The sequence below is a fragment of the Aquimarina macrocephali genome (assembly GCF_051627225.1).
GTDB classification, from domain to species: domain Bacteria; phylum Bacteroidota; class Bacteroidia; order Flavobacteriales; family Flavobacteriaceae; genus Aquimarina; species Aquimarina macrocephali.
The window spans coordinates 716475-736591 of record NZ_CP151795.1 but is presented as its reverse complement, the minus strand read 5'-3'; the positions used below and the strand labels follow the sequence as shown (position 1 = coordinate 736591).

General features: G+C 33.2%; 17 protein-coding genes. 8 read left to right on the top strand and 9 right to left on the bottom strand.

Translation table 11 applies throughout. The features are described from left to right. Positions 1-24: 24 nt before the first annotated feature. Positions 25-267 (top strand): hypothetical protein, encoded by a 243-nt coding sequence (locus tag AAFU52_RS03315; RefSeq protein ID WP_438425402.1) that lies wholly within the window; start codon positions 25-27, stop codon positions 265-267. 137 nt (positions 268-404) lie between these two features. Then, complete coding sequence (locus tag AAFU52_RS03310; protein ID WP_438425400.1) at positions 405-749, top strand: DUF6515 family protein; 345 nt, start codon at positions 405-407, stop codon at positions 747-749. A 109-nt stretch (positions 750-858) separates the two neighbouring features. Here AAFU52_RS03310 and AAFU52_RS03305 read toward each other — a convergent pair whose 3' ends face one another. The 7 genes from AAFU52_RS03305 to AAFU52_RS03275 all read right to left on the bottom strand — a co-directional run bounded on the left by AAFU52_RS03305 (position 859) and on the right by AAFU52_RS03275 (position 9580). Then, complete coding sequence (locus tag AAFU52_RS03305) at positions 859-1467, bottom strand: SPOR domain-containing protein (protein ID WP_024771883.1); 609 nt, start codon at positions 1465-1467, stop codon at positions 859-861. A 452-nt stretch (positions 1468-1919) separates the two neighbouring features. Beyond that, positions 1920-3515 (bottom strand): hypothetical protein, encoded by a 1596-nt coding sequence (locus tag AAFU52_RS03300; protein ID WP_438425398.1) that lies wholly within the window; start codon positions 3513-3515, stop codon positions 1920-1922. A gap of 89 nt (positions 3516-3604) precedes the next feature. Further along, entirely contained in the window at positions 3605-5296 is a 1692-nt protein-coding gene (gene lysS, locus AAFU52_RS03295) for a lysine--tRNA ligase (RefSeq protein ID WP_438425396.1), read from the bottom strand. Positions 5297-5630: 334 nt separating this feature from the next. Next, positions 5631-6779 carry an MBL fold metallo-hydrolase gene (locus AAFU52_RS03290; RefSeq protein WP_438425394.1) on the bottom strand — a complete coding sequence of 383 codons (1149 nt, stop codon included), beginning with the start codon at positions 6777-6779 and terminating at the stop codon, positions 5631-5633. A gap of 95 nt (positions 6780-6874) precedes the next feature. Beyond that, a complete protein-coding gene (locus tag AAFU52_RS03285) occupies positions 6875-7759 on the bottom strand; it encodes a hypothetical protein (protein ID WP_438425391.1) in 885 nt (294 codons plus the stop codon). 183 nt (positions 7760-7942) lie between these two features. Then, on the bottom strand, positions 7943-8422 hold the full coding sequence (locus AAFU52_RS03280; protein ID WP_024771888.1) for a DUF1573 domain-containing protein: 480 nt from the start codon (positions 8420-8422) through the stop codon (positions 7943-7945). 102 nt (positions 8423-8524) lie between these two features. Then, a complete protein-coding gene (locus tag AAFU52_RS03275; protein ID WP_024771889.1) occupies positions 8525-9580 on the bottom strand; it encodes a response regulator transcription factor in 1056 nt (351 codons plus the stop codon). 160 nt (positions 9581-9740) lie between these two features. Between AAFU52_RS03275 and AAFU52_RS03270 the strand changes: the two genes are divergently transcribed. The 3 genes from AAFU52_RS03270 (at position 9741) to AAFU52_RS03260 (ending at position 12201) form a co-directional block, all read left to right on the top strand. Beyond that, positions 9741-9896: a YqaE/Pmp3 family membrane protein gene (locus tag AAFU52_RS03270; protein WP_074410361.1), complete on the top strand. Its 156-nt coding sequence runs from the start codon at positions 9741-9743 to the stop codon at positions 9894-9896. 133 nt (positions 9897-10029) lie between these two features. Next, positions 10030-11595 carry a S41 family peptidase gene (locus AAFU52_RS03265; protein ID WP_438425388.1) on the top strand — a complete coding sequence of 522 codons (1566 nt, stop codon included), beginning with the start codon at positions 10030-10032 and terminating at the stop codon, positions 11593-11595. Between the two features lie 15 nt (positions 11596-11610). After that, positions 11611-12201, top strand: coding sequence for a hypothetical protein (locus tag AAFU52_RS03260; RefSeq protein WP_024771891.1), 591 nt, complete (start codon positions 11611-11613; stop codon positions 12199-12201). Between the two features lie 107 nt (positions 12202-12308). Here AAFU52_RS03260 and AAFU52_RS03255 read toward each other — a convergent pair whose 3' ends face one another. Further along, positions 12309-13628: a hypothetical protein gene (locus AAFU52_RS03255; protein ID WP_438425386.1), complete on the bottom strand. Its 1320-nt coding sequence runs from the start codon at positions 13626-13628 to the stop codon at positions 12309-12311. Positions 13629-13955: 327 nt separating this feature from the next. Here AAFU52_RS03255 and AAFU52_RS03250 point away from each other — a divergent pair, with 327 nt between their 5' ends. The 3 genes from AAFU52_RS03250 to AAFU52_RS03240 all read left to right on the top strand — a co-directional run bounded on the left by AAFU52_RS03250 (position 13956) and on the right by AAFU52_RS03240 (position 16114). Next, positions 13956-14717, top strand: coding sequence for a hypothetical protein (locus AAFU52_RS03250; RefSeq protein ID WP_438425385.1), 762 nt, complete (start codon positions 13956-13958; stop codon positions 14715-14717). A gap of 44 nt (positions 14718-14761) precedes the next feature. Beyond that, positions 14762-15478, top strand: a complete 717-nt coding sequence (lipB, locus tag AAFU52_RS03245; RefSeq protein WP_438425382.1) for a lipoyl(octanoyl) transferase LipB — start codon at positions 14762-14764, stop codon at positions 15476-15478. A gap of 99 nt (positions 15479-15577) precedes the next feature. Next, a complete protein-coding gene (locus tag AAFU52_RS03240; protein ID WP_438425380.1) occupies positions 15578-16114 on the top strand; it encodes a hypothetical protein in 537 nt (178 codons plus the stop codon). A gap of 74 nt (positions 16115-16188) precedes the next feature. Here AAFU52_RS03240 and AAFU52_RS03235 read toward each other — a convergent pair whose 3' ends face one another. Beyond that, on the bottom strand, positions 16189-19848 hold the full coding sequence (locus AAFU52_RS03235) for a reprolysin-like metallopeptidase (protein WP_438425378.1): 3660 nt from the start codon (positions 19846-19848) through the stop codon (positions 16189-16191). Positions 19849-20117: the final 269 nt, after the last annotated feature.

Below are 20117 nucleotides of genomic sequence, written 5' to 3'. Positions count from 1 at the left end.
ATCATTATTAAACAGATTGAAATTATGGAACGAATGGACCAGCTCATTCGCCTACAGGCTACGGGAACACCAGAAGATTTTGCATCTAGTTTAGAAATCTCAAAGACCAAACTCTATCGTGTTATCGATATCATGAGAACTTTAAATGCACCAATAGAGTATGATACGACTTTACAAAGCTTTGTTTATGCTGAAGCTGTAGGATTTAGATTCGGGTTTTACCGAAGGGAGCAAAAATATAAAAAATTGAATTCATTTGTTAGATAATCAGTAAGCTATAAGAAGTTGAATGAAAGGCTAAGTAAGGTGAAAATATATATCGAACACACATTTTTAATATTTACCCATTAAACCTTTTTATAATCCTTGGGTCTTAGTATAAGAAATCAAAATATTATAAGGATATGAAAAATGTGATGAGAATAGTTGTACCGGTTGTATTGTTTGGTTTTTTAATGACGTCTTGTGCGACTACAGTAAAAGTACGTCCGGCACGAGGAGTTGTGGTTACCAAAGTACATCGTCCTAAAGTTGTAGTACATAAAAATGTACATTATTATAGAAGTGATGGTGTGTGGTATGTAAAAAAGAATAGAGCCTATAAAAGAGTTACGGTTCCTACAGGAGTGCGAGTAACTACATTACCCAGAGGATATAAAACAGTAAAAGTAAGAGGTGTAAAATATTACAGATGTAAAGGAGTATACTACAAGAGATCAGGTAGAAAATATATTGTAGTACAAGTTTAGTTGTATTGAGTTGATTAGTTAGTTTTGATGGTACACCCCGACGTTTTGGCGCCGGGGTTTTCCTTTATATTGTTATTCTGGTTTTTCTAACTATAACCAGAACCTGTATCTACCAAGCTTCTTCAATCTGTAGTCGTTCTCCGTTTTGATATGAAGCGATAAAAGCATTTCTAAACCCGAGTCGTACTAATTGTCTACGAAATTTTTTGGCTTCATTAAGCGTTTCAAAATTTCCTAAGGCATATTTATTATATCCGCCACTTTTAATTTGTCTGAAATTCACAAAATTCTCAGAATACATAGACAAATCGATACTTTCAAAAGCTCCGATTTGTACAGCATATACTAATTCATCTTCCAGGGAACGACCATTTCCTCCTCCAGTACTATTTGAATCTAATTCCTGATTCATAGATAGATTTTTAATCGTTTCTGTTAGCTCGGCTATTTTCGTATCTCGTGTGGTAACCTCAGATTTATGTTTTTTCTGAGAAATCATGTTATCCGGAGTATTAAAATTCATGAAATACACAGTTCCTGCAACACCTAGTAATGCGATAATACCAAGTATAATGGTTGCTATTTTAAATTTTCGAGAGTTTTCTTTTTCGTCTTTTACAGCTTTGTCACGTGTATATTCTATAGCACGTTTGGATTCTTCGACTTTTTCTATTTGGTCTTTAAAACCCTGTAATTCTTCGTCTGTTATAATAGGCATCTGATTTGTGTTTAGGTATTCAAATATAATTGTTTATTATAAAACTTCAAGGTTTTGTGAGTTTTAGGAATTCTTATATGATATAAATTAGAGATATGGAGGTATAAACGTAATTGAGTTACGGTTTTTTAATAAAAATATAACATTTATATCTAAAAGTAATGTTATATTTATCGCGTAAAAAAAATGATTAAAAGGGAATTATTTGATACTTGATTTTGGATATTAATGATATACACTATCCAAATATTTAGAATTGAGAATACATAAATAAGTATAACATTCTGGGAAATACTACAAGGTGTACTAGCATATCATTATTGCATTGTTAGAAAAGAATATGCGAATACAACTGGGAAATTCTTGTATAATCAGAATTGTTTATTAAGGGGAAAACGCAACCAATGAGGTTGCGTTTTTTATTTTTTACAGTATTTTTTTTGACCTTACTATTAGTTTCCGTCTTGAGCCGGTGTCGAACTACATTTGGTAAGTTCATCACAAAACTTAAGTAAACTTTCCTGATTGTTTTTGTACTCTTTATTAGCTACTTTTTCAATTACTGTTGGGCAACCTTCAGCATATTTGGTAAGGTTCTTTTTAAAACCAAAAACAAAACCAGCTCCCATAGTTGATTTTCCTTTTTCACTTCCGGCAGGAAGAATAACCAACTCAGATTGATTAAACAGGTATAAGTTAATCTTATCAGACTCAAAAAGCACTTTACAAAGCTTATCTGTAGCACCACCTAATACCATTTGTCCGGCATCTACAGCTCCTGATTTGATAGAAGATTCTTTAAACTTGATATTTCTGTAATGAAGCCCATCAACAAATACAAGTTCTTTACATTTTTTTGCACTCTTTACTCTGCTTCCGATTGGAGTACCGTTTTGATCATACTCTACCGTTTTTAATTTGTATCCGATTGAAGCAATATCACTGGATTTGATATCAACCAGTGTAGTATCATTTTCTTTGGTGATCAAGTATGCTTTATTTAATTCTACATCTGCAGTCTCAGTTTCTTCTTCCTCATCGGGTACATTACTAAGATCCTCGGTAAGCACCTTCATGTGCCTGGTATTAGTTTTATTGATCTCTAAAGACTTGATTAACTTATCTGCCTTATTGATAAAATATTTACCATCTTTTTTATCATAATTATTATCAATGATTTTCTGAGCGTACTCTTTTACTTTCTCAGGCATCTCTAGATAGTAGTATAGATTTGCGATGTTATAGTAACTGGCATATCGCACTTTTCTTAATTTACGTTTATCTCCCGGGTAGTTTGGGATTACACTATTAAAATACTCGATTATCGGCTCCATCTCTTTCTTGATCTCATCAATTGGTTCATCATATTTGATGTTATCAAACGCCACTTTTACCTTATCAAATGCTTCATGGTGTTTCTGAAATTCTGGATGTTTTTTTGAACCTAAAATCCATAAATACTCATATTCGGTTGTATAAGGAATGTATCCATATGCGCGATTTGTATAGGTATTGATATTACTTATAATAGTACTCTTATGAGCACTTCTATATTTGTTTCTTAAGTTGTTTCGATTATTATTGTAATAATCTTTTGCCTTAGTATAACTGCTAAAAGTACTACTCTTATAGGTGGTGCTTTCTGAATATGTTTTTTGAAAATTTTCTGCGGTCTCTGCATTGTTAAGCGATAAGGATCCAGAAGATGAATAGGTAACAACTACCATATATTCATAGCGTACAGAAACGACTTTTCCTTCTTTGTCCTTTTTCTCAATTTTGTTCTTATTAATATTGACTTCTCCTATTTCGGTACCATTAAAAGTGTAATTGTAATCTAATGTTCCTTCAGATTTTACTTTAGAGAATCCAGAAATTGAAATTCCCCTATTATTAGTTGAATACGTTCTTTTGGTATCGTCCAGAATAGGTTTTGTAGGTAATTTTACATAAGAAACTTTAAAGTTTTCTTTATCTAGATCTGCACTTTGCGCAAACGAAATTAGACAAAACAATAGGGTAATAGATATTAGTAATCCTTGTTTCATAATAGTTGAGGTTATTTATAAAATAGCCGCAAATATAGTTAAAAAAATGTTAACGTCTTAGTTTGAAACAAGGACCCCTTGTTCTTTGTCTACTCGGTAACCTCTATGATTAGAGTATCATCAGTCTTGGTAACTTTTGTTAATCCTAATTTAGAAAGCCCTTTGATTCCCTTATCCCAGCCTTTATTACTTAGGCCTGTAGCATTTTTAAGATCGGATAAGTCCATGCTTTTTTCTTTTTTAAGAATTTCAAAGATGGCTTTTTCGTTATCATTAAGTTCTACTTGTTTTTTCTCTGGACGCATTTGAGGGAAAAACAGTACTTCCTGGATAGATTGATTGTTGGTCATAAACATGGCCAATCGATCGATACCTATTCCGATCCCCGAGGTTGGAGGCATACCATATTCGAGGGCACGTAGAAAGTCCTGATCTATAAACATAGCCTCGTCATCACCTTTTTCAGATAATTTAAGTTGATCTTCGAAACGTTCGCGTTGATCGATAGGATCATTAAGCTCTGTATAGGCATTTGCTAATTCTTTACCATTTACCATAAGCTCAAAACGCTCTGTAAGCCCTTCTTTAGAGCGGTGTTTTTTGGTAAGCGGACTCATCTCTACAGGATAATCGATAATAAACGTAGGTTGGATATAACTGGCTTCACATTTTTCTCCAAAAATTTCATCTATCATTTTTCCGATACCCATCGTTTCATCAACGTCGAGACCTAATGCCTTAGCAGCTTCACGAACTTCAGCTTCGCTCTTTTTATAAAGGTCATATCCGGTATGCTCTTTTATGGCATCCAGAATACCAATACGCTTATAAGGAGCTTTGTAGTTAATGATATTATCTCCAAATTGTGCTTCTGAAGTACCATGAAGTGTTACAGCTACTTTTTCTAGTAACTTTTCTGTAGTATCCATCATCCAATGGTAGTCTTTGTATGCAGCATACATTTCCATTACGGTAAATTCTGGATTGTGAGTACGATCCATACCTTCATTTCTAAAATCTTTTGCAAACTCATACACTCCATCAAACCCTCCTACAATCAGACGTTTTAAATACAGTTCGTTGGCAACACGAAGATATAAAGGAATATCCAGTGCATTGTGATGTGTTATAAACGGACGTGCTGCTGCACCTCCTGGTATAGGCTGAAGAATAGGAGTCTCGACCTCTAAAAAGCCCATTTCATTATAAAAACTACGAATGGTATTTACAATCTGCGTACGTTTAATAAATGTATCTCTAACTTTTGGATTTACCACCAGATCAGCATAACGCTGACGATATCTTAACTCTGGATCATTAAATTCGTCAAAAGTATTTCCTTCTTTATCTGTTTTAGGAAGAGGAAGTGGCTTTAATGATTTACTTAATAGTGTAAAGTTTTTAACCAATACAGTCTTTTCACCAACCTGGGTAGTAAAAAGCTCTCCTTCTATACCTATAAAATCACCTATATCTAATAGTTTTTTATAGACTTCATTATATAAGAGTTTATCCTCACCGGGACAAATTTCATCTCTGTTAAAATAAACTTGTATACGACCATCGGTATCTTGTAATTCTGCAAAAGAAGCTTTACCCTGTATTCTTCTCGACATTAATCTACCTGCAATAATTACCTTTTTACCTTCTTCAAACTTGCTCTTTATCTGTTTCGAGGTATAGTCAACCGGATACAATGCAGCCGGATAAGGATCGATACCTAGATTGCGTAATGCGTTTAATTTCTCTCTTCTTACAAGTTCTTGTTCTGATAATTGCATAAATTCGTCATTTTAAAGGGACAAAAATAGCCTATTTGAAGAAGTTAAAGAAAGGTCTGATTAAAAACTTTTAACCTCAATTATAAGACATCAAAAAATCACACTATTTGACGACTTTTTATATTGAGACCTCTACATTAAACTCAGATTCATATCATTGTTTTACAATATTACAAGTGTTGTGGTAGTAAAGTAAAATGTTACCTGTTCATCTATAATTTTATGTGAATTTTTAAAATCTATCAATGGATTGTGATTATAAAATAGAGTCAATTGTAAATTAAAAGGTTAGTAGAGCTTTAGTTTTACGTAGATCAGCTATTGTTTGTATTTACTATTTTCTTTTTGCTATTTGGTTTTCCTTTCCATTAAAATAAGTTAATTCTTTTCCTCCATTAGAAAAAGTGATGTATCTATATGGTACTTGTCCTCTAATATGGAATTTTGTATTTGAAAGTGCAGAGAGCTCAAATATATATGTACCTTTTCTTCGTAGAATTAATTTCTTGTCTTGAAAAATTAATTCATCAATTTTCTCATTTTTATATTGATACATTCCTTCGTAACTTTTTAGTACGTCCTCTGGAAGCGGAATAATAGAATTGTAGTCAACAGAAATTGTTTTTTCAATTGTTTGAGGATGCACGTTATTATTTCCACTAAAAGTTAATGCTAACTCCTTAATTTCGATATCTTGAGTTATTTCATTAGCGCTTTTACCTATAAGTGATAGTTCTTTGATTCTTTCAATCCATTTTATTGAATTTTTTTTATAGGCGTTAAGTTCTGCTTTATCAGAGGATAATTTACCGTGACCGGCGACTATGGTTGTGTTTTTATTTCCTAGAGATAATGCTTTGCTAATGAATTCTATATGACCTTTACCACCACCTCCGTAATAATAGTGTGGAAAAAAATTAGTCATATATGTATCTCCCATAAAGATGGTGTTGTTTTCAGTGAAATAAATAAGCACATCGTCAAAAGTATGTGAAGTAATATGATAAAGCTCAATTTTTTCATTCTCTAAGTTGAGGGTATAATTATCTTTAAAAATAACATCATATTTAGCACTAGTATACTTGATGTTTTCTTGAGAAATAATTGTTGCTCCTAATTCTGCAAAGAATGAATTTGCTCCGCTGTGATCCTCATGATGATGAGTATTGATTACATATTTAATAGGTTTATTAGATAGCTCTCTTATTTTTTCTAATAAAGTATGATGGTTATTAGAGCCTGTCATAGGGTCAATCAAGAGGATTTCTTTATTCCCTATAAAAACACCAATATTGGTATTGTAATTATTAGATTTTAAAACATAAAGATTATCAGTTATCTTTTGTTGAATAAAACCAAATTCTTGTTTTAATCTGACTTCATTTTGAACTAATGTTTCAGCCTTTTCTTTTGTTTTTGAATCCGAGCAGGAAGTGAAAAAAAATGAAAGAAAAACTAAGACTAGCTGTTTTATATATTTCATGGTATGTTTTAATAAATACTAACGATTAGTATATGAATTTGTATCGAATTCAGATTGTAAAACCTAGAAATCATACCATGATTACTTAGATATATTTAGTGTTGTGCTAAGGTCTTTATTTTTTTTTGTATTTCTTTATTTTCTTCAAATTCTAATGATTTTTCGTAGTACTTAATCGCATTAGCAGTATCATCCAGATACAGATATTTATTGGCAAGACTTACATAGGTATTCGCTTCTTTTGGAAACAATGCCGTATTAAAATCTAATATGGCTATGGCTTCTTCTTTTTTATTTGCATAGAAAAGAACACTAGCATAGGTGTTTAATTCGTATAAATTCTGGGTCTTATCCTTAAATTGTTTGACTAGTTTTTTGGTGTTCTTAGAGATATAGGACGTTCCCTTTTTGGTAAGGATATCATCCATTAGCATTACCGAGCTATATTTTGGAGTGTAGTTTTTAGCAAGTATTGCGAGTATGTCTTCTTCTATGGTGTTTATTGGAGATTCTACAATACGATTAACTTCTTTACCGTCTTTATAAAAAATTAGAGTAGGTACCCGGTGTATATTTAAACCTTCGTGCTCTCCGCCGGGGCTTTGTTTATATGCCTCCCTGCTTCGATCTACGGCAACGACGGTAAGTCGATCCAGAGGAAAATTACTTTCTTCTAATATTTTATACATACGAGGAACTTCGCGTTTACTGTCTCCGCACCAGGTACCCATAAAAAGAGTAATCGTATAGGAAGATAATTGGGTTTTTAAGGAGTCTATACTGCTTTGTTTTGGGATATATTCTTTATGGTTTTTTGAAAACCACTCGTTATATGGACCTTGTGTTAATCCCTGGTTATTGATTTTACCAAGAAGCATAGGAGAACTTCCTTCTACTTTGATCTCATGATTAAAAGATTGAGCAGAAAGTGTCATCATGGATAAAATCATAGCTATGACAATACATATAATTGTTTTCATTTTAAGAAGGTGTTTATGATGTTGTAAATAAAGAATATATAATCTCCTCCCAACGGGAGGAGATGTAAGGTTTAAGAATAGCTTCTCTCATCGAGAACTGATCGCTTTGAGTATAAGAATAACTCCTCCTGTATTAGGAGTTGATTGATTGTGAGTTATATAACTGGTTTTTGTATAAAGCGATTATTTACTTATCGGAGCTCCGCTTACCGCCTTAGCTCTGGGAGTAACCATAGCTTTGATTTTAAGTATTTCTTTACCTTTTTCGGTATTCGCGGTAATGGTTACCTGCTTGTTCTGCATATTGGGTTTACCATTAGAATTAAAGGTGACCATCATATCTCCTGTAGCTCCCGGAGCAATTGGCTCTTTGGGCCATTTAGAAACAGTACAGCCACAACTACCTTTGGCACTTATAATAACTAATGGTGCTTTACCAGTATTGGTAAAGGTAAACTTGTGCTCTACAACATCACCTTCATTAATAGTCCCGAAATTGTGATTGGTTTGAGCAAAGTCCATTACCGGAAAATCTGAGACTTTTGCATCTCGACTTTCAGAAACGGCAACGTTTTCTACGTTTATCTTTTTGGTAGCATCATCCTTACAAGATACTACAGCCATTACAAGTAGGCTGGCTAAGATTAGGAATTCTTTTTTCATGATTTCAAATTTTGATTAGAGGTATCAAAAATGAAAACATAAGAGAACAAAATCAATAAAAACAGGTTTGAAAAGGGGACTAGACCCCAGGTGGATTTTTTGTTACTTCTTGATATTTAGTGATTTAACTTCGTCTCTTGAGCTCACGTCAAGCTTTTTATATAGATTGTTTATGTGAGTTTTTATAGTACTTATACTCACAAACATGGTAGAAGCAATCTCTTTATTAGTCTTGTCATCAAGAATAAGGTCTAATACTTTCTGTTCTTGCTGTGTAAGATTCTTTTCAGAATTATGAGATGTTTTTACCTTTTTCCGGTAGTTCAGGAATTGAAAAATATTAAGTACTATTGCACATGCCAACACTACCCATAACCACAAGTTTTTATATGAAACTTCCTTGGGACTGATCATAAATTTGTCTGAAGCTAGTTCTGCTTCATATCGTTTGGTATATGTACTACTAGGGTATTTTTTTTGTAATCGTTCTAATAGGTTATCATAGTATACATTTTGCTCTAAATCTTCAAGATAATGAGCATACAAATTATTGGATTTATCTGATAAAAAAGCATAAACATAGAGTTCTGTGAGTGGTTCATTTTGATCTTTTACAAAACCTTGTAGTGTGGCAAACCACTTTTTTTCATTGATCTTACGATTAGCTTCACTTCTATATGAGGCAAAGGCAAAACGCATTTCACCTATGATAGAGTCAACCTTGATAAAAGCATTACTTTTTTCATTATTCGAAACAATTTTACAAAACATTTCATTATCAAAAGAAAAAGGTAAGGTAAGAGCATCTGTGTTATTTGCAATAAATAAAATTTCTTTACTGTAAGGACAAAACCCATTAAAATGAATTGGTTTTTTTTCATCTTCAGAACACCCTTCTATATGAATCCTGTACATATGATTTTGTAAAGGAAGATTATCTCCCGAAAAGCTAAAATATCCCATGGAGTCACTTACCGTTTTCTGAATAATCTGTTCGGGATAGACCCCAGATAACTTTCTGTAATCCTCTATCAATGATAAATAAATATCTCCCGACCAGTTTTTTTTATCGACATAACCAGAGAATTCATATTGCGCCAAAAGTATTTTGGGACTGATCAATACGATAAAGTATAGTATTAGAAATGGTAATTTCATGCATTTAAATATTTTTAAAACTTGTTATTGCTAGTTTCATTGTTTTTAATTCTCATGCCAAGTTAAAAATATAGAAATTAATTTTACGGTAATATTGTAACATAATAAAATTGTCGTCTACTTATAAGTATAACATTTAATTTATTTTACATTACAAACTATGAGTATCTGGAGAGTTATATTGGCTATTTTTTTTCCACCGTTATCAATATTAGATAAAGGTTGTGGATCTGTCGTAATAGTATTGTTGTTAACTATTTGCGGTTGGGTGCCAGGAGTAATAGCAGCATTGGTTATACTTAATAATCCAAAATGACAGAAAGCTCTTCTGACTTTTCTACAGAAAGCAAATAACACGGTAAAAAAACAAAATTATTGTGATGAACCCATAATACAATAATTGTGGCATGTATTTGGTGGTATAAATTCAAATCTAAAATCAAGTCTTTATGATTAGAAAGTTATTTTTGTATGTATTAGTACTCTCGTTAACAGCTTGTTCTTCAGTTAAAAAGTATAATCAACAAATTAGTGAACTCCATAGTCCAGAAGAAATACACGATGATATAGATTTTATACATCGTAAATTACAAAAACTACATCCGGATTTATATTGGTATATAAGTAAGGATTCATTGGATGAAAAAATAAGTACACTAAAGAAAAATATAAAAGAACCTATATCCAGCATTGCATTTTATAAACGATTAGCACCAGTAATTACTAGTATACGACAGGGGCATACAGCGATCTATCCTCCTTATAAAAAGCAAACAAGAAAAGAGAAAAAAATGAAAGGTAGAAGAAGCTATCCTTTTAAATCATTAGCTTTTCATAGTGTTGACAATAAGGTATATGTCGAAAAGAATTATGAGAAAAAAGATACCCTCGTAGTGGGCTCCGAGATATTGAGTGTTGATCATGAGAAAACAAGCGATCTATTACTGTCTTTTCAAAAACTACATACGGGAGATGGCTATAATAGAACATTTATCCCAAAGTATATTGGTCATGGTTTTGGAGTGTTTTATGCCAGAACACACCAGCAAAAAGATAGTGTGTTAGTGAAGTTAAAAACCGGAGATAGTATTTATTCTCGTTATGTACATGCCGGATATAGTAAAAAGAAAGAAACCGTAAAAAAAGACACTATCACTGTACCAGTAGTAAAGCAAAGCAAAGCAGATAAAAAAATAGCCAGGATAAAGAATAAAGCGGTGCGTAAACAGCATAATAAATATGGTTTTGATACATACAAAAAAGAGTATAATAGAAATTTTAAATTTATAACAACAGATAGTACTTCTGCTATCGCTTATATAAAAATAAGAAGTTTTACGAATGGAAATTATAAGGATTTTTATGAAGAAAGCTTCGCAAAAATAGATTCTGCAACTAGTAAAAACCTCATTATAGACTTAAGAGGAAATCTGGGAGGTAGATTAGCAGAAATAGAAGAACTCTATTCTTATTTAATCGATAAAGAGTATGTGTTTATTGAGAAGGCAAAAATGACTAAACGGTTAAGTTTCTTATATCCGGTTTTTCATACAAAATCCTGGATCGGAAAAACCGGAGCTATATTATTCTCCCCGGTTTTAACCACATACCAGTTTTTTAAGGTTAAAAAAGAAAATGGAGATCCTTATTTTAGATTTAAATATAGTAAACTCAGAAAGCCTAAATCAAATTCGTATACCGGTAAAATTTATGTATTAATAGATGGAGAAAGTTTTTCTGCAAGTAGTATTTTATCTACTCATCTAAAAGCGACCAAACGCGCTACTTTTGTTGGAGAAGAAACAGGTGGAGCATATAACGGTACTATTGCAGGTTTTTTTGCATATATAGAGCTTCCTAATTCTAAGATAAATATGAGAGTGGGGTTAATGAAAATAAATGCACCTCATACTGTAGAGCCCGATGGTTTTGGGATTAAACCAGATGTTTATATCGAAGCAGAAAAAGGGATAGATAAAGAGCTTGAGTGGGTGCTGCAGGACGTGAATAAATAAAATAATAAATATAATATGGTCAAAGAAAGAATAGTTAGAGCGGGTAGAGTAATTATCCTTATTATGATAATAGCCATAACACAAAGTTGTAAAGATGAAAACACATCTTCGCAATCTGAAGCTTTATTAAAGTTATTTAGTTTAAAAACGTCTAATGATTGGGTTATTACAATTCCTGAAACAAATGCTAAATGTAAGATTTCAGAAGTTGATACAGATTCTTTACATGTGGTAAAAGGCGTTTATATTGATGGAGACGAACGAGGAGAAGTTATCGTCGATTATTTAAAAATAACAACCTTAAATCAATCTTCTAAAGATAAACAATATTTTATGGCCCCTTTCAAGGTTTCAAACCAGGGATCAGGTATTTTTAATTATGTAGGTATGTTTGTTTTAGATTATGAAGGTAAAACAATTAGGCAGATTGATTCTTATTTTTTAGGAGATAGAATTATAATAGATTCACTTAAATATAATGGAGACGATACTCTTCAGGTTCAACTTAAAGCGCATTCAGAGCAACAAAGTTTCTCTGAAACTCCTGTAGAGAGTAAAGAATTGGAAGTTAGTGTCAATAAAAATGGTTTTAAGGCTACTAAATAATTAGTATTCTCAAAGAAACTATGTGTAAAACAATAATTACTGCGATAATATATTCTACAGTATATTGTTGTACTTATTAATTTACTTTTATACCATCGATTATTTCTTTAGTTTCTGTTAATTCGATATGTAATATTCCTATTGGTTATCACCTTACGTACAGCCGTTGCCAGAGTAAACCTTACATTATTTGATAATGCCGTTATTCCTGTAAAGCTATAAATATTACCACCCAGGGATGTAGCTCCATAAATTGGAGTTTCGTCATTAAACAAGCCATCATTATCGGTATCTACCAGAAGTCTCAAATAAGGTGTAGTAATACCGCTGAGTCCTGTTAGGTCAAACCTAAGATCAATGCTTCCTACATCGACAGGTGCTCCTAATGTACTAACTTCACTTACTCTCCATACTCGATCTAATCTCGATTGTATACTGGTGGGTATATCTGTTACATTGTTTAAAAGTAGGGCTCCATTATCATGCCCCCACATCAGGAATTCATCGTTACCCAATCCAGATGGGTTTAAAACCCTTATGATACCAGTTCCTTGAGAATCATTATGAAAATTAGTCGCATCAACTCTTCCTATCCCTGCTACATCATGGTCATAATTCCCGGCTGCTATATCATCCTCATTATACACGTTTATAGGGATTAGAATACTTCCGTATTTGGCACTTAAGTAATTGTCTACAATAATAGTTTGTGCAGCATTAAGACTATTGTTATACAATAATATTTCTAAAAAATCCCCAGTTGCTTCATCAGCACCATTAGAATTTCTACCAATTCTGTCATAAGGAATACCTGCAGTAGTAGAGCCTATATTTAAAACTTGTGTTGCAGCATTTACTCTTACATTAAGATTCGTCGATCCTCCTGCTTTATGGTATGATATTATACTGTTTATACCAAATGGAGAAGCTATTGTCGTAGCATAATCTGCAACTCCATAACGAGTAAAACCAACTCTACTCGTATTAAACCATTGTTCTACTCGTAAAGAAGCAGTTGTGTTATCAAATAAAGAATGAGAATTACCTGTATTAACAGGGTTTATTACAAAATAAGCACTTGCATTAGCAAAAGATCCTGTTATGGTACCGTTCATAAATTGTGCAGTAGCCAAACCAGAATTAAAATTAACAGCATTAAAAGTTCCTGTTGTATTATAAGTTGGCCGATTTGCTCCCGCCTGAGTAAAATTATTGGTATTACCACTATTATCAGACCAGGTGGATATTGCGGTTCCATTAATAGGGTTATCGGTATTATCACCATCAGCATCTATGTCATCGGATTTTAGCCATACCCTTAAAGAAGATGTTCCATCAGATGTTCCTACTCCTCCTGGGCCATTTTGCGCAAACCCAATAAAAGACATAGAAAATAGAAGTCCATATATGTGTAATTGTTTTCTCATTTGATAATTATAGAACTTCTCTTAATTGTTTGTGTGAAGAAAGAATTACAGTATTTATACTGAAAAACAAAAATAATTCTACCATTGTTTTCAAATAATAGGTAAAATACAAAAAAAAAGAAACGTGAAAATGATAAATACGATTTTTAAGCAAAAGATTACTAATTCTTAACTCAGAGCTCATTATTTAGAATACTTTATAATATTTAATTTACTTTTACATCACAGATCATAAGTGTGCGGAAAGGCTAAATGCTACCCATAGTTTTAATAAAAAATAGATCTGTTATAATAGGTTGTCCTTGTTTAAATAAATAATAAGAATATATGAAAAGATTTAGTCTTTGTGTGTTAACTATAGTATCATCTTTACTTCTGGTAGGATGTCAATTTTCAGAGAATTTGAATTTGAATGAAGATGGAACAGGAAAAATCACCATAAACTTTGATGGATCAGAGCTTATGAAGATGGGAGAAGGGCAGGTTACAGAAAAGAAAAAAGAAAATGTTGATTCATTAGTAGTTTTTAAAGATTTTTTAGAAGAACATAAAGATAGTATTTCTAAATTATCAAAGGAGATGCAGGAAAGATTGCAGAGATTAAAAGATTATGAAATGCATATGGTAGTAAATTCTGAAGCTCAAGAAATGAATATGGATATGTATAGGGACTTTAAAAATGTTTCAGAATTAGGAGATGTATTTGGGGATTTTAAAATTTCTATGGCTGTAGGAGAAGCAAATAAAGGTTCAGGGGCAGGTAAAATAAACCCCTTAGAAACTATGATGTCTGAAGAAGGAGGGACCAAAGTGAAGTATAGTTTTAAAAACAATAAGTTTAGCAGGATTACAGAGATTATTGATGAAGAGAAGGTGAAAAAAAGTATGGATAGCTTGGAAAAAGCCCGAATGTTTTTAGCTAGTTCTAAATATAAACTAAAGTATACTTTTCCGAGAAAAATAATAAAAATGTCATCTGATAAAGCAACATTTAGTCTTGATATGAAGAGTTTTGTACTAGAAGTCGGGTTTATCGAACTTATGGAAAACCCTAAGATATTGGATGTCGAAGTAGAACTGGAAAATTAAAAAATTATCGTTTCACTTTTTTTTATGATGTATCTTTGTGAACTATGAATAAAAGAATTCAACTCCAGGATATTGGCCGTAAAGATTATAAAGAAACCTGGGAGTATCAAGAAACTCTTTTTAAAGAGATTTTGGATATAAAAATCAAAAACCGAAGAGAAGATGCCGGGCTTAGTACACCAAATTATTTTCTTTTTGTAGAACATCCACATGTATATACTTTAGGTAAAAGTGGGGATATCAGTAATCTGTTATTATCAGAAGAGCAATTAAAAGAAAAAGAAGCTACATTTTATAAAATCAATAGAGGAGGAGATATCACCTATCATGGCCCAGGGCAAATAGTAGGATATCCAATTCTTGACCTCGATAATTTCTTTACCGATATTCATAAATACCTTCGTTTTTTGGAGGAAATGGTTATCCTCACTTTGGCAGAATATGATATTAATGCTACAAGAAGTGAAGGAGAAACCGGAGTATGGATTGATGTAGGTACTCCGTTTGCACGTAAAATCTGTGCTATGGGAGTTCGTGCCAGTCGCTGGGTTACGATGCATGGATTTGCTTTAAATATTAATGCCAATCTGGGGTATTTTGATCATATTATTCCTTGCGGAATTAAAGATAAAACGGTTACATCATTACAAGTCGAATTAGGAGTAGACCATATAAATGTAGATGAGGTTAAAGAAAAACTGCTAAAACATTTTAAAACACTTTTTGAAGCAGAATTTGTAAAACAAAAAACAGAAATTTAAATCTTTAGTTTTTCATACTAAAAAAATTAATCCGGGGTTTTTATATACAATAACGATCTGATCTTTTTACAAAAGAAATGATTAAAATTATAAATAAAAATGAAGGTATATACTTTTCTTAGTGCCCTTATGCTGGTATGCGCATGTAAAACTCAAAACACAGTCGATTCTTCAAAAGAAATAGCGGTTGTTTCTGAATATCAAAATAATAAGGAGTATTGCCCGGAAGGCGGAAACTGTACTATCAAACTTCATAAGAATTCTTCGATGGTACTAAAAAAAGATACCACAGATAGATATTACCCTGTTATCGAAAAAGGAGATGGGATAGTTATCGAATTTAAATTTTTAATCAAAGGACCTGAAGGTACTGCAGATGCAGATTATTCTGAAACGATACATTTAGAAATCAATAAAACTACAGAGACTCTAAGTTTAAAAGGGGAGAAGTTAGAGCAAGTACATTTACTTTTTGGGAAACACTGTTTTTGTAGAGGAGAGGCAGGATATTATAAAGTTAAAGATGGAAATCTGGAGCTTCAAAAATCAAAAGACGAAATCAATATTGATGTATCGTTTAGAATACCTGAAGTTTCTCATAAAATCTTCAACATTAAAGAAAAAATAAGGCTTTAATCTGGGTTTAACTTAAAAAAGTAAGCGATGTATTTCTCAATACATCGCTTACCATAATTAACTATTATCGAATATTACTCTTGTACAAATTGAAAAGATTTGTATTTACCTTCACCTCCAGGGTTAAGTTTTAAAATATATAATCCCGATGGTAATGCACTGGTATTGATTGTTTTTTGAACTAATTTACCTTTCATTACAATTTTCCCAAGAATACTTACAACCTCATATGAAGTATCTTTTTTAGAAACGATTACATTTAGTAAGCGATCTTTTCCTACTGGATTAGGGAATGCAGATATTTCTAGTTGTTTTGTAGTCATTGTACCATCAATGGTTACTAATGATCTTGCAGAAGGACTACCGATTGTAAATGTTGTAGCTTCAGAAGTTCCGAAAGACCCTCCAGAGGCTATTGTAGTTCCTTCTGATGTAAGTGTATAGGAACCATTACCATATGCACAGCAAATTCCATCACCATACGTGTCATTAAGTGTAAAAATATAAGTTCCAGGATCTAAACACTCTGTGATTGTTAATGTTGATCCATCAGGCTGAGTATCATATGTTCCTCCAGACGCAACAACTTGATTGTTACTATCAGCAATTTGCCAGCTTGTCTCTTGTGGGTAATTATCAAAATTAAGAGTTAATAACACATCAGTACAAGTAGTACCTGATCCTCCTCCTTCACCTAAGTTTACATCATCTATTGCCATATCACCTTGCCAGGTAGTACCAGTAACACCATTAAAACGTAATTGTACGGTAGAACCTAAGTATGCACTTAAATCTACAGTTGCGGATTGCCATGAATTTCCTTGATTTCCTGATTTAGACCAAACTGAAGTCCATGTAACACCATTATCATTACTCGCTTCTAATGCTAAGCTACCCATAGTTGAAGCACCATACATATGATATTGGAATGAAAAGTTTGCAGCGGTTTGAGCTGTTAGATCAAAACAAGGAGAATTAAGAATCGCTCTTTTTGTTGAGTAATTAGGTGTAGACGATTCCATATATACATAATAGGTTCCTTCTACAGCACTAGAAGGCCCAGTGTTTCTTGATGGAGTTCCGTTAGCGTCTACAGTCCAGTTAAAATCATCTCCAGTTGCCTGTTTCCATGCTCCAAGAGTATTTTCGAACCCTTCAGTATATGGGAAAGCCGAAATCTCTCCGGTACAAGAAGAACCTCCTGTAGATGGTAAAGTCGTAATATTTACTGTATTACTGGCGCTAGATTCGTTACCCGAAGCATCTTTTGCCTTTACGCTAAAGTTATAAGCAGTATCTGGTGATAATCCGGTAGCCTGATAAGAAGTAGTAGTAACGGTTGTGATCACTGTAGTACCTCTATAAACATCATATCCGCTAACTCCTACATTATCGGTAGAAGCATCCCAGGAAAGATCAACAGTAGTTTTTGTAATATTAGAAGCTGCTAAATTGGCAGGAGCTGTTGGTGCTTGAGTATCTGGTTGTGAAAGCGTAGTTGCATTGGCAGTGTTACTGAAATTAGATTCATTACCCGCTGCATCCTTAGCTTTTACTCTAAAACTATATGATGTATTTGCTGATAACCCGGTCACCTGATGCGAAGTAGAGGTTACTGTTGTAATTACAGTATTCCCTTGATAGATATCATATCCTGTAACTCCCACATTATCTGTAGCAGCATTCCAGTTAAGATCAACAGTAGTTTGTGTGATATTTGAAGCAGCTAAACCATCAGGAGTTGTTGGAGCTTGAGTATCTCCACCGCTTCCTCCAGAGATTTCAAAATTAGCATTAGAAATATCATAGAAAATATTTCCGGATCCTCTAACCATTATTCTGTTCTGTGTTCCTACAGCATTGGGAACAGTGATGCTATGAGAACCATCATTAGGTACTGCAGAAGCAATTGTTGTTGTATATGTATTTCCTCCATCGGTAGATAGTAAAATATCTACGTTTGCCGCATTAATACCATTAGCAGTCGTTCCTGCTACATCCCAGGTAACGGTTTGTGTAGATCCCGAAGCCCAGTTAACATTAGTATTGGGTGCATTAACAACAAAAGGTCCAGCTGCACCTGCAACTGTTATTTTTGAATCGTCGCTGGCACTACTAGCACCACCAGATGCATTATCTCTTACGGTAAGTCTAAAATTCATTGTTCTGCTTACAGAAGGAACAACCTCCCAGGTAGAAGACGTTTGTCCCGAAATAACTGTAGGTAATGCCGGCATATATCTATCAGGCGAAGCAATTGGAGTCAAAGATCTAAAAGCAGGACCGTTTGTTGACGTGGCAGCAGGTGGCATGGTTGCAGGTTGTGCATCCATTTGCTCCCAGCAATACGTAAGATTGTTCCCCGAATTAGCATCAGATCCATTACCTTTTAATACAAATGGTGTCGAAGCCGGGATTGTATAATCCTGCCCTGCATTGGCAGTAGGAGCAGCATTACCAGTATTACTTTGAGCACCACATGTGCTGTTTCCTTGTGAAATATTCTGCCACATTTCCTGAATGCTGATCGCATGAAAATAAGCATCACTATTGTTTTGTACGTTTGGAGAACAAATACCAGCATACCCCATAATCGTAGAAGCACTTCCTGGCTCGACAGATGCATTGGATCTCTGGCAACTATTATTTTGAGTGTGATTTCCACCATACTGATGTCCCATTTCATGGGCAACATAATCCACATCATATGCATCTCCGATAGGGCGACCACTTCCTGTGATTCCTCGTGCTTTAGAGTTTGTACAAGGAGATCTAAGCTGTGCCAGTCCTCCTCCTCCTGTGCTAAACGCATGTCCAATGTCATAATTGTTAAAACCTATAGCATTGTCACAAACAGTCTGACTTTCGTTAATTAAAGAGTTTGCATTACTGTTACTTAAGTTATCAGTATTTGCATCTAGAAAAATAATATCTGTATTATTATTTACCAATACCATGGTTAAAGCAAGATCTCTTTCAAAAATACCATTTACTCGAGTCATGGTAGTATTTACAGCAGAAAGTACAGCTTCTTTTTTTACCTGATCAGAGGCACTAGAGCTGATTCCCTGATTATTTATATGAAATTGTGAATATTCTCCAGTACATGCGATAGCTAGTCTAAACGTTCTTAACTTACCGTCATTAGCATTTTTTAAAGCATTGAATTGCTGATTAGAAAAGTTTGATTTAACGTTTTCTTCAACAAGGCACTCAAAATTATTAGGATCGGCAGGTAAGTCTGATTTAGCATAACAGATATAACTTCCCTTATCTTTTGTATAAGGATCGATATAAATGGTCGAATGATTTCCAGAAGTTATCATTGCATGTAAACCAATTTTCGAGAAACTAAATCTGGCAATAGATGTAGGATCATCAATCCCATAACCAACAAAAGATTGGATACTGGGAAATCGTTTTGCGAGTCCTTCTTCAAGAACAGAAGCTTCAAGAATTCTAAATTTTTGAAGTACTCCTTTTGCAGTTGGGAGTTGGATTACAATACTTGAGCTTTTTTGCTGTACTCTTGATGGTGTACGTTGCAAGATAGATCTTAACTCTGTAGTGTTTAAGTTAAATAGTTGATACTTAGTTGGAGTTGTTTTTCTAAGTTCTTTGGATTTGGCTTGTGCTTTTGCAGGAGATATGGGACTCCATAGTTGTGCATTAACACTAATACTCACGAGTAAGAACGTGAGCACCAGTATTTTGTTAAAAATACTTGTTTTCATAATTGAGTTTGGTTTGTGTTAGTAAATTTGTGTCGTTGGCTGTACAACTCTTAATAATGAAATTTAGTACCTAGGAAATGATATTTAACATAAAATAATAATAACTTGTATGAAACCTTAATTTAATGTTAAAGAAAATATATTAATTTATTTCTGTAAAGTGATATGTCGAAAATCAGTAAAATCTAATGTATTATAGCGTTACATGTAAAGTGAATTCTGTGAATAGAAAATCCAAAATCTAAAATTTAGATTTTCTATTATTGTTA